General features: G+C 69.8%; 9 protein-coding genes. All 9 read left to right on the top strand.

The annotated features are described in order from the left end of the window. The first annotated feature begins 19 nt into the window (after window positions 1–19). Genes AB0B45_RS18940 through AB0B45_RS18980 form a run of 9 tightly spaced genes read left to right on the top strand, consistent with a single transcriptional unit; the run spans window position 20 to window position 15,372 of the window. Entirely contained in the window at window positions 20–610 is a 591-nt protein-coding gene (locus AB0B45_RS18940) for a DUF6817 domain-containing protein (RefSeq protein ID WP_358132034.1), read from the top strand. Further along, window positions 586–3,729, top strand: coding sequence for an amino acid adenylation domain-containing protein (locus tag AB0B45_RS18945; RefSeq protein ID WP_358132036.1), 3,144 nt, complete (start codon window positions 586–588; stop codon window positions 3,727–3,729). Before AB0B45_RS18940 ends, AB0B45_RS18945 begins: the two co-directional genes overlap by 25 nt. Beyond that, a complete protein-coding gene (locus tag AB0B45_RS18950) occupies window positions 3,723–4,742 on the top strand; it encodes a TauD/TfdA family dioxygenase (protein ID WP_358132038.1) in 1,020 nt (339 codons plus the stop codon). Before AB0B45_RS18945 ends, AB0B45_RS18950 begins: the two co-directional genes overlap by 7 nt. After that, a complete protein-coding gene (locus AB0B45_RS18955; RefSeq protein WP_358132040.1) occupies window positions 4,739–6,025 on the top strand; it encodes a hypothetical protein in 1,287 nt (428 codons plus the stop codon). Before AB0B45_RS18950 ends, AB0B45_RS18955 begins: the two co-directional genes overlap by 4 nt. After that, window positions 6,022–7,248, top strand: a complete 1,227-nt coding sequence (locus AB0B45_RS18960; RefSeq protein WP_358132042.1) for an aminotransferase class V-fold PLP-dependent enzyme — start codon at window positions 6,022–6,024, stop codon at window positions 7,246–7,248. The genes AB0B45_RS18955 and AB0B45_RS18960 overlap by 4 nt, the downstream gene beginning before the upstream one ends. 52 nt (window positions 7,249–7,300) lie before the next feature. Next, window positions 7,301–8,062, top strand: a complete 762-nt coding sequence (locus AB0B45_RS18965) for an alpha/beta fold hydrolase (RefSeq protein ID WP_358132044.1) — start codon at window positions 7,301–7,303, stop codon at window positions 8,060–8,062. A gap of 13 nt (window positions 8,063–8,075) precedes the next feature. Then, window positions 8,076–8,324, top strand: a complete 249-nt coding sequence (locus tag AB0B45_RS18970; protein ID WP_358132045.1) for an MbtH family protein — start codon at window positions 8,076–8,078, stop codon at window positions 8,322–8,324. Continuing rightward, window positions 8,315–9,610, top strand: a complete 1,296-nt coding sequence (locus tag AB0B45_RS18975) for an MFS transporter (RefSeq protein ID WP_358132047.1) — start codon at window positions 8,315–8,317, stop codon at window positions 9,608–9,610. Before AB0B45_RS18970 ends, AB0B45_RS18975 begins: the two co-directional genes overlap by 10 nt. 32 nt (window positions 9,611–9,642) lie before the next feature. Beyond that, complete coding sequence (locus AB0B45_RS18980) at window positions 9,643–15,372, top strand: amino acid adenylation domain-containing protein (protein ID WP_358132049.1); 5,730 nt, start codon at window positions 9,643–9,645, stop codon at window positions 15,370–15,372. Window positions 15,373–15,523 lie beyond the last annotated feature (151 nt).

Below are 15,523 nucleotides of genomic sequence, written 5' to 3' on the forward strand. Positions count from 1 at the left end.
AAAGACCGAGGAATCACCGATGCGTGACGCTGAACAATACCGAAGCGACCTTGTGCGGTTGGGGCTGCACAAGGTCGCCCATCAGGACGAGACTCTGCTGGATCACATGTTCCGGGCATGCGGCATCCTCCAGGACATGAAAGCGGCAGATCACGTCTGCCTCGCGGGGCTGTTCCACGGCGTCTACGGAACAGAGGGGCTGCACAACGACAACGTCGAGTCCGTCCCCGAGGAGAAACGCACGGAGGTCCGAGCAATCGTCGGGCCGCGGGTGGAGCAGATGATCTACAACTTCTCCGTCATGAATTACGCGTCCCTGGGCAAGAGTTTCCGTCACATGATGCGCCAGAACGGAAAGCCGGAGATGAAGGACCGGCGGACCGGCGAGGACATTCCGCTGGACCGGGAGGCGTTCGAGGATCTCCTGCGCATGAAATTGGGCGACGTGCTGGCGCACATGCCGCAACAAGTCGGTCACTCCCATCTCAACCTGCCGGCCGAGTACGCGGGATTCTGGCAGATCGCCGCCGAATACCTCGGCCTCGACGCAGTCAATACATGGAACAAGTACACGAAGGGGCAGCTGTGGATCGATCCGGAACAGAACTGATTGCCCAGACCTGGGAAGGTTTCCGCCTGTCCAAGCAGCAGGAGCACGTGCTCGGTCTCGCGGCCGGCGGACAGGCGATCCGGAGCGTCGCCGGGGTGATCCTCGCGGCCCCCTGCGACCGTGAGGTGCTGGAGCGTGCGGTTCACGATGTGGCGTGGGTGCACGAGAGCCTCCGCACCGCCTACCGCAAGGTCCTCGGTGAGAACAGCACCGTGCTGATGGTGATCGAGGACGAACCAGGGGTCCGCGTGCCGGAGACCTCCGGCGACGACACCGCCCTGGCCGCGATCGTCCGCGAGGAACAGCACGCGAACCCCGCCGAGGACGACCAGGACACGCTGCGCCTGATCCTCTTCACCCACGCCGACGGGCGGCAGTCGCTCGTGCTGTCGGCGCCGCGGATGAGCATGGACGGGGCCTCGGCCGAGATCTTCTTCCGGGATCTGCAGCGCGCGTACGCCTCGCGGCTGAGCGGCACCGAGTGGAGCCGCGACGATGTCGTCCAGTACGCCGACTACGCCCAGTGGCAGGTCGAGGAGGGCGCTCCGAGCGGGCGTCAGAAGGAGCTCGCGGCCGACCGCGAGGCGCGGCTGGCGGCACTTCCTCCGCTGAACCTGCCGCTGGAGCTCCACTCCGACGACACGGCTCGTGACGACCTGGAGTGGACGGTCCCCGCGCCCCTGGCACAGCAGCTGCGGAGCCTCGGCGGCGAGCTCGACGGCGGTCTGCGCAGCGTCCTGCTGACAGGATGGTTCGTCGCCCTCTGGCATGCCGCAGGACGGCCGGAACACCTCGCGGTCAACACGATGCTCACGCGTCGGCCGTTCGAGGAGATGCTCACGTCGATCGGCCTCTTCGAGACCCCGATGCCGCTCTTCGCCGCGATATCCGACGAGACGACGCTGACCGAACTGCTGCGCTCGGTGGACCTGGAGCTCGACTCCTGCGAGCAGGCGGCCGAAAGCTCCATGGAGCCGGCCAGGCAGGACACCCGCGGCATCCCTGGCTTCAGGTTCAGCGACGTCGCGGAGTTCACCTCGCAGGGGGCGCTGGCCTTCTGCGACCTGTGGATCGAACCGGCCGACGACGCCCGCAAGGTCACCCTCTCAGTCCAGGGCCTGGACGGAGAGATCCGCCTCACGCTGCGCCACCAGGCACTGGGAATGGCCGAGGGCGGCGCCGAGGCGCTGCTCGTCTGCCTGCGGGCCGCCCTGTCGGCGCTGGGCCACGACCCCGCGGTCCCCGTGCACGCGCTCGCCATGCTGGACGAGGAGGCCGTGCGGGAGCTCGTGGCGGCCACGAACCCCGCCGAATTGCCGGAGAGTCCCGCGGCGCACTGGCACCAGCAGGTCGAGCGGACCGCTCGGCAGACGCCCGACGCCACGGCCCTCAGGGCGGACACCCGCACCTGGAGCTACCGGGAGTTCGACGAGGCAGCCAACCGCCTCGCCAACGAGCTGGTCGAACGCGGCGTGGCCGCAGGCACGCTCGTCGGTCTCTGCCTCGAACGCTCCGACATCGCCATCGTCGCGATGCTGGCGATCGCCAAGGCGGGCGCCGGCTACGTGCCGGTCGATCCGAGCCTGCCCGCCAAGCGCCGGTCCACCATCATCGCCGGAGCCGGCTTCTCCCACCTGGTGGCGACCGCGCAGACGGCCGCGGATCTCCCGTCGGAGTGCGACGTCATCCTCCTGGACGCGGACCTGACCGTGTGCAGCGGGCGCAGCAGCCTGCGCCCCGACGTGGTGACGGCCGACGACGACCCCGCCTACGTGCTCTTCACCTCGGGCTCCACCGGTACGCCGAAGGGGGTGCTGATCGGCCACGGACAACTCGCGGCCTATCTGGACGGCGCACTCGACCGGCTGCGGCTCACCGGCGAGATCGACTCCGTCGTCCTGAGCAGCCTGGGCACCGACCTGGGCAACACGGCGCTGTTCCCTCCGCTCATCAGCGGGGGCGAGCTCCTGGTGGTCGCCCAGGATGTCGCCGCGGACGCGCAGGCGCTCGCGGAGCTGTTGTCCCGGGAGAGCTACGACCTCCTCAAGATCACGCCGTCGCACCTGGAGGCCGTCTTCACCGTGGCCGAGGCGCCGGAGCGGCTGATGCCCCGCAAGGCCCTGGTCGTGGGCGGCGAGGCGTTCGGCTGGGGCTGGTACAACCTGTTCCGGGGCTATCTCGGCGACTGCGGGCTCTTCAACCACTACGGCCCGACCGAGACAACCGTCGGCGTGCTCTGCGGGCAGGCCTCCGGCGCCCTGGCGGCCCTGGCCTCCAGCGTCCCGCTCGGCACACCCCTGCGGCACGCGCGCGCCTACGTCCTCGACCCCCAGCGCCGGCCGCTGCCCTTCGGCCTCCCGGGCGAGCTGTGGATCGGCGGAAACACGGTGTCCCAGGGCTACCTGCACGGAACGGAGGAGCAGCGGAAGCGATTCACCGCCGACCCCTTCAGCCCTGACCCGTCGGCGCGGATGTATCGCACCGGCGACAAGGTGCGCTTCCTTCCCGACCGCACCATCGAGTTCCTCGGTCGCATCGACCGTCAGATCAAGGTGCGCGGCTTCCGGGTGGAGCTGGGTGAGATCGAGGCCGTCATGCGCCAGCACCCGCGGGTGACGGGCAGCGTCGCCGTCGAGGCCGGTGAGAGCACGGCCGCACACATCGTGGGATACCTGATCGACGCCGAGGGCAGCCGTGGATCGGCGGAATGGCTCCGTGAGTTCCTGGTCGAACGGCTCCCGGACTTCATGATGCCCGCCCATCTGGTGGCGCTGGAGGCCTTCCCGCTGACGAGCGCAGGGAAGATCGACGCCTCGATGCTTCCCGAACCCGGCTTCTACAACCGGGGCTCCACATCGTATGTCGAGCCCCGGACCCCCACCGAGAAGAAGATCGCCGGCATCATGGCCGATCTCCTGCTGCTGAACCGGGCGGGAGCCGACGACGACTTCTTCGAGATCGGCGGACATTCACTGCTGGCGACCCAACTGGTCGCGAAACTGCGCGAGGCGTTCAAGGTGAACGTCAAGCTGCGCAACCTCTTCGAGTTCCCCGTGGTGTCGGAGCTCGCCGAATTCATTGACGGGCTCCTCGAGAAGAAGGCGGAAGAGGCATGGTGACCCAGGGAACCCGGGAGAGCGCGAACGGCCGCTTCGGCAGATCTCGGAAGTCCGTCTCGGTCAGCAGCGAGTCGCTGGTCCGGGTGGCCCCGCTGCTCGATGGAACCCGGGCGGTGTCGTGCATACCGACCGTGAGCGGGCTCGATGCGCGGGAGTGGCTGTCCAGCTCGGACAACGCCCCGGCGCGGCTGCGCGACGAGCACGGGGCCGTCCTGCTCCGTGGTTTCGCCCCGCTCGACGCCGAGGGGCTGGCCGAACTCGCAACGGCTGTCTCGGGAGGGCTGCGCGAATACGACAACCGCTCCACCCCGCGGCAGCGGGTCAACGGCCGGGTCTACACCTCGACGGAGTACCCGCCCGACCAGACCATTCCCCAGCACAACGAGATGTCGTACACCGACTCGTGGCCGGCCACGCTGTTTCTCGCCTGTATGGTCCCGGCGGCCCAGGGCGGCGAGACGCCCATCGCCGACAGCGCTCGCGTCCATGCCAGGGTGCCTGCCGCCACGCGTGAGCGCTTCGAGCGGCACGGTGTGATGTACGTGCGGAACTTCGGCCACGGAATGGACCTGAGCTGGCAGGAGGTCTTCCAGACCCGGGACCGGGTCAAGGTCGACGCCTACTGCGAGCGGCACGGCATCCAGGCGGAGTGGCTGGGCGGAGAGAGGTTGCGCACCCGGCACGTGGTGCAGGCCACCCTGGAGTCGCAGGCGTCGGGGGAGAGGGTCTGGTTCAACCAGGCGCACCTGTTCCACGTGAGTTCGCTTCCCGAGGACATCGAACGTGAACTGCGCGAGAGCTTCTCCGAGGAAGAGCTCCCCCGCAATGCCATGTACGGCGACGGTACCCCGCTGGATCCGGACGACCTGGCCCAGATCCGGGCGGCCTACGCGGCGGAGGAGGTCTCGCTCCCCTGGCAGGCGGGCGACATCATGATCGTCGACAACGAGCAGTTCGCCCATGGCAGGAAGCCCTATTCCGGGGCCCGTTCAGTCCTGGTGGCCATGGCATGACCGACTCAACCGTCTTCGAAGCCGTACGGAACGAGATCGCATACGCGTTCGAGAACACCGTCTTCTTCCGCAAGCACATGGAGGACAGCGGTCTGCGGCCGGAGGACATCAAGAGCCCGGAGGACTTCCTGCGGCTTCCGCCGACCTCGAAGCCGCACTACCGGCGGAACTTTCCGGCGGGCGTCCTCGCCAAGGGGCACACCCTCAACTCGCCGCACGTCACGCGTTTCCAGAGCTCCGGAACGTCCGGCGACCGTCTCAACAGCGCCATCCTCGCGTACGACCTGGCGCGGCGACAGGCGACCGCGCTCGGCGTCAATCACCGCTTCGACGACCTCTGGCGTCCCGGCAGCCGGCCCAGGGTCTGCAGGTTCGCACCGCCGAACTGCTCGGACGTGGAATGCGCGACGGGATTCTCGACCATGGAGGACAGGACACTTCCGGACGGCACCCTGGTGCTCACCGTCGCCCATGACCTCCTGGCGACGCCGGAGTGGCAGGTCGTCAAGGCCCTCGACGAGATCGAGCTCTACCAGCCCGACCTGCTGGTGGTGGACCCGACCCACTTCGCCTTCCTGACACGGTGGGCGCGGCGGCTTGGACGCACGATCACGTCACCGCGCACCTTGCACATGGTGTGCGGGTACACCCTCATGACCCGGGTGGCGCGGCGCCAGATCGAGGACTTCATGGGTCCCGACCTGCCGATCGGCGACATGATCGGCATGTCCGAGCTCGGCTACCTGGGATTCGAGTGCCACCACGGGAGCCGGCACATCAACAACCAGGACTTCTACGTGGAGTTCATCCGGGACGGCAGGCCCGTCGAGGCCGGTGAGATGGGCGAGCTGTACGTCACCACGATGGACGACGAGCTGGTCCCGCGCATCCGCTACGCCACGGGGGACTACTTCACCCCTCTGGGGAGCACCTGCGGTTGCGCCAGCGACCTGCCGGTGGTGCGGGTCGAGGGGCGGGACGCCCACATGATCCGGCTGGCGGACGGTCGCGTCGTCACGCCGGGCGCCGTCGACGCCGTGGTCGGAGACGCTCCCGGCATCGATCTCTACAAGCTGGAGCAGGACAGGACCGGTGCGTGCGCTTTCCGGTATGTCGCCGGCAGCGAGGCACGGGCCGAGGACGCCGCCGCGCTCGGACTCCGGCTGACGCGGGCCCTGGCACCCAACCCCCTTCGCATCGAGGCGGTGGACTACCTCGCCGGCGAGCGCAGTGGGAAGTTCCAGCCGTGCGTCTCCCATCGCTCCGCGGACGGTGCGCGATGACCGTCCGGAACACCAGCCGGGACGACTTCCCGGCCTTGCGACGGGAGATCGACGGGCAGACGATCTGCTATCTGGACAACGCGGCCACGACCCTGAAGCCGCGCTCCGTCATCCGGGCGATCAGCGAGTACTACGAGTCCAACGGTGCGAATATCCACCGCGGCAAGCACTGGCTGTCCGAGGAGGCCTCCGACGCGTACGAGGCATCTCGTGTGCTGATCGCCGGGCACATCGGTGCCGCGGCGAACGAGGTGGTCCTGACCCGGAACACGAGCGAGGCGCTGAACCTGGTCGCGAGCGGCCTGGACCTGGACCCGGACGCGTACATCGTGGGCGCCCTGGACGCGCACCACTCCCAGTTGCTGCCGTGGCGGAGGACCGGACGCCTCGAACTGACGCGTGTGGACGCGCACGGCCGGCTCGACCGCGATCACTTCCGGGAGCTTCTGCGCGGCCGGCCCAAGGCGGTCGCGCTCACGCACTGCTCCAACGTCACCGGTGTCGTCCACCCGGTAAAGGAACTGATCGCCGAGATCCGTTCAGCCTGCGACGCGACGATCGTCCTCGACGCCGCGCAGTCCCTGCCCCACCAGCGCATCAGCGTACGAGAGCTGGACCTCGACTTCCTCGCGTTCTCGATGCACAAGATGCTGGGCCCCACTGGGGTCGGCTGCCTCTACGGCCGCAGCGAGCGTCTCGCGGCGCTGCGCCCCCTGGCGGTCGGCGGGGGCATGGTCGACTGGGTCGACCTCGACGGCAGTGTCGACCGGCGCACCCCGTACAAGTTCGAAACGGGTACCCCGGCCATCGCCTCCGTCATCGGCTGCGCCGCGGCCATCCGGTACCTGGAGGCGCTGGACGCCGGGGAACTCCACCAGCACGAGCAGGACCTCTGCGCGGCCCTGGTCGCCGGGGCGCTCGCGAGCCCCGGCGTGAGGCTGATCGGCCCGCCGGACCAGAACGACCGGATCGCGCTCGCGAGCCTGCGCCTGGACAAGGGCGTCCCGACCGGCGAGGTCGCCCGCCTGCTGAGCGACTCCTACGGCTTCATGGTGCGCAGTGGCCACATGTGCTCGCAGCCCCTGGCCACCGAGCTGGCCGGCGGTGAGATCCTGCGCGTCTCGGCGTACCTCTACAACGAGGTCTCGGAGATCGAGCGCTTCTACCAGGCACTGGAGGAACTGCTCACCTGGATGGGTCCGGTCGCGGCCGGCGCGCGCTGAAGAGGCGCGCCCGCCACGGTGGTTTCCGAGTCGATCAACAGAGGTGTGTCACATGTCGAGCACGCAGTCCTTGACCTTGGTGTGCTTTCCCCACGCCGGCGGTGGGCTGGGCCGTTACCGGAAGTGGCGGGACGAGCTGCCGGACGGTGTCGAGCTGGTGCTGCCCGACCTGCCCGGCCGGGAGGGCCGGCTCTTCGACGAGCCTCTCCCCGATGTCGCGTCGGTGAGCGAGCGCGCGATCCGGTCGCTGTCGGGGCGGATCGCGCGGAGCGACCGACTGGCCGTCGCCGGGATCAGCTACGGAGCGCTCGTGGCCTTCGACATGGCCGCGCGCCTGGAAGCGTCGGGCAAGCGGATCGAGGCCGTGTTCGCCGCCAGTCAGCGGGCGCCCAGCACGCCCTTGCCACAGATCAACTGGCGCCTCATGGACGACGAGCAGCTGCTCGCCGAGCTGGTCCAGATCGGCGGGCTGAGCCCGGACCTGGGGCGGGACGAGGAGTTCCTCGAACTGTTCATACCCGTCATCCGGGCCGAGCTCCACGCGAGCGAGACCTACCTCAGGCCCGCCTCCTACGACATGTTGCGGTGCCCGATCTTCCTCTACCACGGCGTCGAGGACGCCGCGATCCCGGCGTCCTCGACGCACGCGTGGCGCGACGAGACCGATCACTTCGCGTGGAGAAGCCTCGAAGCCGCCCACTTCCTGACCGGTTCCGACGACGAGGACCTGTGGTTCGAGGCCCTGCGCAAGGACCTCGACCGCTGCACGGCCGGCGCCGTTCCGGACCGGCACACCAGCCCGCGAAGCTTCTGATGGAAGGACGAACATGTCCCGTCTGTTCGACGACCCCGAAGGTCGATTCCTCGTGGTGGTGAACGAGGAGGGCCAGCACTCGCTCTGGCCCGACACGACGACACCGCCTCCCGGATGGAAGGCGGTGCACGGACCCGCCAAGCGCTCCCAATGCCTCGCGTTCGTCGAGGAGCACTGGACCGACATGCGGCCGCATGGCCTCGTCGCGCGGCGGAGTTCGGTCATCTCTCTCACCGAATCAGGAGGATCCCCATGGGGGTAACCGACAAGCCTGCATCCCTCTTTCGCAACAGGGCGTTCGCCCTGTTCTGGTCGAGCCAGTCGGTCTCGTTCCTGGGCACGCAGATCACCTACGTGGCGCTGCCCCTCACCGCAGTCGTCGTCCTCAGCGCGACACCGATGGAGGCCGGCCTGCTGAACGCGCTCGAATCCCTCCCGTTCCTGCTGTTCGGGCTCTTCGTCGGCGTTCTGGTCGACCGACGGGCAAGGCGCCCGATCCTGATCATGGCGAACCTGGTCAGGTTCGCCGCGCTCGCCTGGATTCCCCTTGCGTACGCGCTCGGCATCCTGACGATCACACAGCTCCTCGCCGTGACCTTCCTGGTGGGCGTCATGACGGTCTTCTTTGAGATCGCCTACATGTCCTACCTGCCGGGATTCGTCGGCCGTGACCGGCTGATGGAGGCCAACGGGAAGCTGCAGGCCTCCTCCTCGGCCGCCGAGGTCGCGGGCCCCGGCATCGCCGGTGGGCTCATCAGCGTGATCAGCGCTCCCGTGGTGATCGCCATCGACGCCGTGAGCTACCTGGTCTCGGCTCTCGCACTGGTCGGGATGCCCGCGGATAGCGCTCCTCAGAACGACACCGACACCGAGGGAAAGCTGTCGGTCCTCGCCTCCCTGCGCGAAGGATTCGCCGTCGTCCGCCACAACACCCTGCTGCGCTGGTGTACCGGCGCGGTCTTCTTCCTCAGCCTGTTCTTCAGTTCGGTGATGGCCGTCTACTTCCTCTTCCTCATCCGCGAGGCCGGAATCGGTTCGGCGGCGGTCGGCCTGATTGTCGCGGTCGGCAGCGGCGGCGGGCTCGTCGGCGCCCTGTTGTCCGAACGGCTCAACACCTGGCTGGGCACCGGCCCGACCCTGGTGGCCGCTCTGGCCCTGCCCGGCATCGGCTTCCTCCTCCTGTCCGCCGTGGACGGGGGCTCGCTCGGCGCCGCCGTTCTCGCAGGCGTCGCCACGTTCATCGGATTCTTCGGCATCCCCGTGTTCGACGTGACCGTCATCAGCTTCCGGCAGTCGATCACCCCCGAGCACCTGCAGGGCCGGGTCAACGCGACCGTGCGCTCGCTCTCGTGGGGCACTCTGGCCCTGGGCTCCCTGATGGGCGGAGCCCTGGCCAGCGCCCTGGGCCTGCGAGAGACGGTCGTGCTCTCGGCGGCCGGCCTGTTCGTGCCCTCGCTGTTCCTGCTGCTGTCCCCGGTGCGCGCCATGCGCCACCTGGAGCAGCAACCCGACGAACCGGCGGAGCCGAACCCCGTAGGCACCCGCTAAGACATCCTGCCTCCGCAAAGGAGAGATCCGACGTGGCAGACCTCGCATACTGGCGGGACCGGCTCGAAGGCGCGCCCTCGGCGCTCGGACTTCCCACCAACCGTCCGCGACCGACGACGCGCCGTGATCCCAGCGGCTCCGTGGCAGTCACGCTCAGCGGCTCGATCACGCAGCGTCTCGACCAGGTCGCCAGGGCCCACGGTGCCACTCGATTCACGACGCTGATGGCGGCGTTCACGTTGCTCCTCGGCCGCTGCACGGGAACGACCGACATCAGCGTCGGCACCCCGGCGCCGGCGAACCCGGACAACCCGTTGGTCCTGCGCTCGCGCTGGCACGAGGAGCAGACCTTCTCGGAGTTCCTCTCGATGGTGCGGGACGGCATGCGGGAGGCCTTCGAGCATGCGGATGTGCTGTTCGAACAGATCGTGGAAGCCGTTCAGCCGGCCCGCGACCGGGTCCGGACGCCGCTGTTCCAGGTGATGATGGCGATGCGGGACGCACATCCACCCCTGCCCCTGGACCTCACCCTGCTCTGGGACGAGCCGTCCGCGGACGGCACTCTGCGCGGCGCGATCGAGTACGACGCCGGCCTTTTCGACCGGGCGAGCGTGGAGCGCTTCGCCTGCCATTTCGTGGCCCTTCTGGAGTCCGCCCTCGCCTCGCCCGAATCGGGTCTGCTCGACCTCGTGCACACGACCGCGCGGGAGCGGGCGCAGCTCGTCTCCTGGGGCACGGCCCCCGGGCGGACAGCCGCCGCCGGCGTGGTCGAGGCATTCCTTGACCGTTCCCGGACCATGCCGGACGCCGTGGCGACGGTGTTCGAGGATGGAACGCTGACCTACGGAGAGCTCCGCGCTCGCGCGGAGCACATGGCGGGTGTGCTTCCGCGGCACGGTGTGCGCGAGGAGAGCGTCGTCGGCCTTGCAGTGGAGCAGTCCTCGTCCATGGTCGTCGCCATGCTCGCGGTGCTGTCGGCCGGGGCGGCGTACCTGCCGCTCGACGCGGGCCACCCGGACGCACGGCTGGCCTCCATGGTGGAGGACAGCGGGGCGTGCCTGGTGATCGCGGACCGCGATCTCTCCCTCGGGAGCGATGTCCCCGTCGTCCGGTTCGACGAACTGCGGACGCACGCCATCGGATCGGCGGAGCTCAGGCCGGCCCACCCCGAGCAGCGGGCCTGCGTGCTCTACACGTCGGGCTCGGCGGGGCGGCCGAAGGGCGTCGCGATCACCCACCGCGGGATCGTGCGCCTGGTCTGCGACACCGACTACCTTGACTGGGGCCCCTCCGACGTGGTCGGCCAGGTCGCCAACACCTCGTTCGACGCGGCCACCTTCGAGATCTGGGGGGCGCTGCTGAACGGCGCCCGGCTGGTCGGCGTCCCCAAGCACGACGTCCTTGTGCCGGCAGCGCTCCGCGGGCGTATCGAAGCCGACGGCATCACGTCGATGCTGCTCACCACCGCCCTGTTCCACAAGTGCGCTGACGCTGACCCGGGCATGTTCGCGCCGCTGCGCACCCTCTTCTTCGGAGGAGAGGCCGCAGACGCCCGGAGGGTGGCCGCGGTGCGGAACGCGGCTCCCGCGATTCGGCTGGTGAACGCCTACGGCCCGACCGAGGGCACCACCATCGCGAGCACCCACGAGATAGGCGCCCTCGCGCCGGACGCCCGGGTCCCGATCGGCCGGCCGATCGCCGGCACCATCCTGTACGTGCTCGACCGCCAAGGCAGGCATGCGGGCATCGGGGTCCCGGGAGAGCTCCACATGGGCGGGGCCGGCCTTGCCCGCGGATACATCGGACGCCCCAGCCTGACCGCCGAGCGCTTCGTACCGAGCCCGTTCGGGACCGGTGAGCGCCTCTACCGCACCGGGGACATCGCCCGCTGGCGGGAGGACGGTGAACTCGAGTACCTGGGCCGCGCCGACGCCCAGGTGAAGATCCGTGGCGTCCGCGTCGAGCCGGACGAGATCGCGAGCGTGCTGCGCACCTGCCCTGGCGTGCGGGAGTCGGTCGTCGTCCTCAAGGGGGAGGACGACCGGAGGGCCTTGGCCGCCTACGTCGTCATGGCGGACCGGGCGCAGGCCGAGCCGCACACGCTGCGATCGTTCCTGGCGGACCGGCTTCCCTCGGCGATGGTGCCCACCTGGTACGTCACCCTCGATGAGCTCCCGGTGACACCGAACGGCAAGGCGGACCTCAAGGCGCTCCCCGAGCCGTCCGGACAGGACGCCGTCCGGTCCGGGACCGGTATCCCGCCACGGGGTGCGATCGAGAAGCTGGTCGCGAGGGTCTGGGCGGAGATGCTGCGGCTGGCGGAGATCTCCGCGGACGACGACTTCTTCCTGCTCGGCGGGAACTCGCTGCTGGCGGCACAGGCCGTCATCCGGATCGCAGGGGCGCTCGGGGCCGACCTCGGCATCCGTGACATGTTCGACGCGTCCACGGTGTCGGCGTTCGCGCGACGGGCCGCGGCGGCGCGCACCGCGCGGGTCTGCTCGCCGATCGTTGCCATGGGCACGCAACACCAGCCCCTCTCCTTCTCCCAGCGTCGCCTCTGGTTCCTCGACCGGCTCGTCCCTGGCAGCCCGCTGTACAACGTCCCCCTGGCGCTGACGCTCGAAGGCGTCCTCGACCTGACGGCTCTTCGGACAGCCCTCCATGACCTGGTCCGACGTCATGCCTCCTTGCGTACCCGACTCGTGGACGCCGAAGGCGGGGAGCCGCTTCAGATGGTCGACGAGGCCGCCGACCTCGAACTGGAAGTGGAGGACCTCCGCCACCTGCCCGAGGCCGAGGGGACCCGGACCTCGGCCGACCGTGCGCGGGAGGAGTCCGAGCGGCCGTTCGACCTCTCCGCGGGCCCCCTCGTCCGCCTCCGCCTGCTGCGACTCGACGAGCGGCGGTCCGTCCTGCTGGTGACGACGCACCACATCGTCTCCGACGCATGGTCGGTCGGCGTGCTCATCCGCGACCTCGGCGTGTTGTACCGCTCGGCGCTCGGCGGCGTGACCGAGCCGCTGCCACCGCTCCAGGTCCAGTACCCGGACTACGCCGCCTGGCAGCGCGCACTCCTCGCCGGTCCCCTCCGGGACGAGCAGCTCGCCTACTGGCTCGACTGCCTGGCCGGGGCGCGGCCCGTCCTCGACCTGCCCGCCGATCGCCCGCGCCCGTCCTCCCCTCGACATGTCGGCGACACCGTTCCGGTGCGTCTGCCGGCCGGGCTGACGGCCCGGCTGGACGAGGTCAGTCACAGCCTCGGCACGACCCGCTTCATGACCCTGCTCGCGGTCTTCGCCCTGCTGCTCGGCCGGTACGCGGGGGTCCGCGACGTCAGCGTCGGCACACCGGTGTCGGGCCGGGTCCGTCCGGAACTCGAAGACATGATCGGCTTCTTCGTGAACACGCTGGTGCTGCGCTCGCGTTGGGACGAGCGGCAGACATTCGCCGAGTTCCTCGCGGTGGTGAGGGAGGGAGCGCTGGGCGCCTTCGAGCACCAGGACATCCCGTTCGATCAGGTGGTGGAGGCCGTACGGCCGCCCCGCGACCCGAGCCGGACGCCCTTGTTCCAGGTGATGATGTCGATGCAGAACATGCCCGAGGAAGTGCGCATCTCGCCAGGCCTGTCCGTTGCGGTGCGCGAGCCGGCCGGCCAGGTGGCGAAGTTCGACCTCACCCTGGTCTGGGACGAGTCCCCACTGGAACCCGGGGCTCTGCGCGGCGCGATCGAGTACGACGTCGACCTCTTCGACCGGGCGACCGTGGAGCGCCTCGCGGGCCATCTCGTGGCCCTCCTGGAGTCCGCGCTCGCCTCGCCCGAAGCACGGCTCTGCGAGCTGTCGATGCTCGGCGACGCCGAGTTGGAGTCACTCGTGGGCGGCCGGCCCACGACGGCCGCCGCGGCCCCGACCACGCTGCTGGGCCTCCTGGCCGAGGCAGCCGAGCGCTGGGGCGAGCGGACCGCCCTCACCCAGAGCGGCCGATCACTGAGCTACGCCGACCTGGCCGCGAACTCGGACCGGATCTGCGCCTACCTGCGTGCCCGTGGCGTCGGGGCGGGCACCTCGGTCGTGGTGCGTCTGGAACGCGGCCTCGAGTGGCCCGCCGCCCTCATCGGCGTCATGAAGGCCGGCGCCGCCTATGTCCCGGTCGACACCGCCGCCCCGCAGAGCAGGCTCGACCGGGTGCTCGCCGACTCGCAGGCGGTCGTCGTACTGGGCTCCGCAGCGACCGGCCGGCCCGCCACCGGCGATGTTCCCTTCGCCGCCGTCGAGGAGGCGCTCCATGAGGGCGGACCGACCGCGGACTTCGTGTCCGACGTCGTTCCCCCAGCGGCGACGGCTTATGTGCTCTACACCTCCGGGACGACCGGCATCCCCAAGGGAGTGTGCGTCAGCCAGGCCAATCTCGCCCATACGCTCGAGGCCGTCGCCGATCGCTACGCCCTGCGCGCGGACGACCGGGTGCTCCAGTTCGCCTCCCCCGCCTTCGACGTGGCGGCCGAAGAGCTGTTCGCCACCTTGATTCGAGGGGGGAACGTCGTCCTGCTCCCCGCGGGACCCGTGCCGGGTATCGCGGAGCTGACCGCGCTGGTCCGGCTGGATCGGCTGAGCGTCCTCAACCTTCCCGCGTCGTACTGGCACGAATGGGTGGCCGTGCTGGATCAGTACCCGGCGGCCGACTGCCGCGCCCTCCGGCTGGTGGTCGTGGGAAGCGAGCGGGTCGACGCGGGACGGCTCGCGGAGTGGCGGGCCGCCGTCCCCCAGCGGGTCCGCTTGCTGAACGCCTACGGCCCCACCGAGACCACCATCACGGCCACCGTTCACGAGCCGGTCCGAAAGACGGGGTGCAGGGCGACCGTCCCGATCGGCAGGCCGCTCCCAGGCGTCCGCGCCTACGTGCTGGACGAACTGCTCCGGCCGGTTCCCCCAGGCGTCCACGGAGACCTGTACCTCGCCGGCCCCGGCGTGTCCCAGGGCTACCTCGGAGACCCGGGGCGGACGGCCGAGTCCTTCCTCCCCGACCCTTGGGGGCCGCCGGGCGAGCGCATGTACGCCACGGGCGACCGGGTCCGCTCGGACGCCGACGGGACGCTCGAGTTCCTCGGCCGCGACGACGACCAGGTCAAGCTCCGCGGCTTCCGTATCGAGCTCGGCGAGATCGAAGCAGCCCTGAACGCACACCCGCAGGTCAGGGAAGCGGCGGTGGTCCTGCGCGAGGACGTTCCCGGTAGACCCGTACTGGCCGGCTATGCCGCGCTCTCCGGGATCGCCACGGTCGGCGAGCTGCGCGAGCATCTCGAACGGAAACTGCCCGACTACATGGTCCCCGCCTCGTTCGTCCTCATGGAGGGGCTGCCGCGCGGCGAACACGGCAAGATCGAGCGGCGCGCGCTACCAGCTCCTGACGGCGCAGCAGACAGACCTGCGCGGACCCCGCTCACGAGCGAGATGGAACGCCTCGTCGCCGCCGTCTGGACCGAGGTCCTCGCGGTCGATCAGGTGGGCGCCGAGGACAACTTCTTCGAGGTCGGCGGGCACTCGCTGCTCATACTTCGGGTGCAGGCCCGGCTGATGGAACGGCTCGGACGGGAAATCCCCGTGGTGGACCTGTTCCGGTTCCCCACAGTCCGGAGCCTGGCCCGGCACCTCGCCGATGATCGGATACGCCCTTCCGCCATCGGCGAGGAGGGGCGCCGCCGGGGCGCCGCACGCAAGGCTCATCTGCGCGCACGGCCACCGCGGAGGACCGCGCGATGACGTCCGCGATTTCGATCAATCATCACCCGGTCGTCGTCACGAAGGAATCCGTGCCGGTCCAGTCGCCAAGCCGCCTTCCAGGCGGCGCAGGGGTCAGGCAGGGCCGCGGCGACGCCACTCCCCGAACGCCTCCAGCGCCCGCTCCGGCACA

The sequence above is a fragment of the Nonomuraea sp. NPDC049152 genome, from assembly GCF_040648355.1.
Classification (GTDB): Bacteria; Actinomycetota; Actinomycetes; order Streptosporangiales; family Streptosporangiaceae; genus Nonomuraea.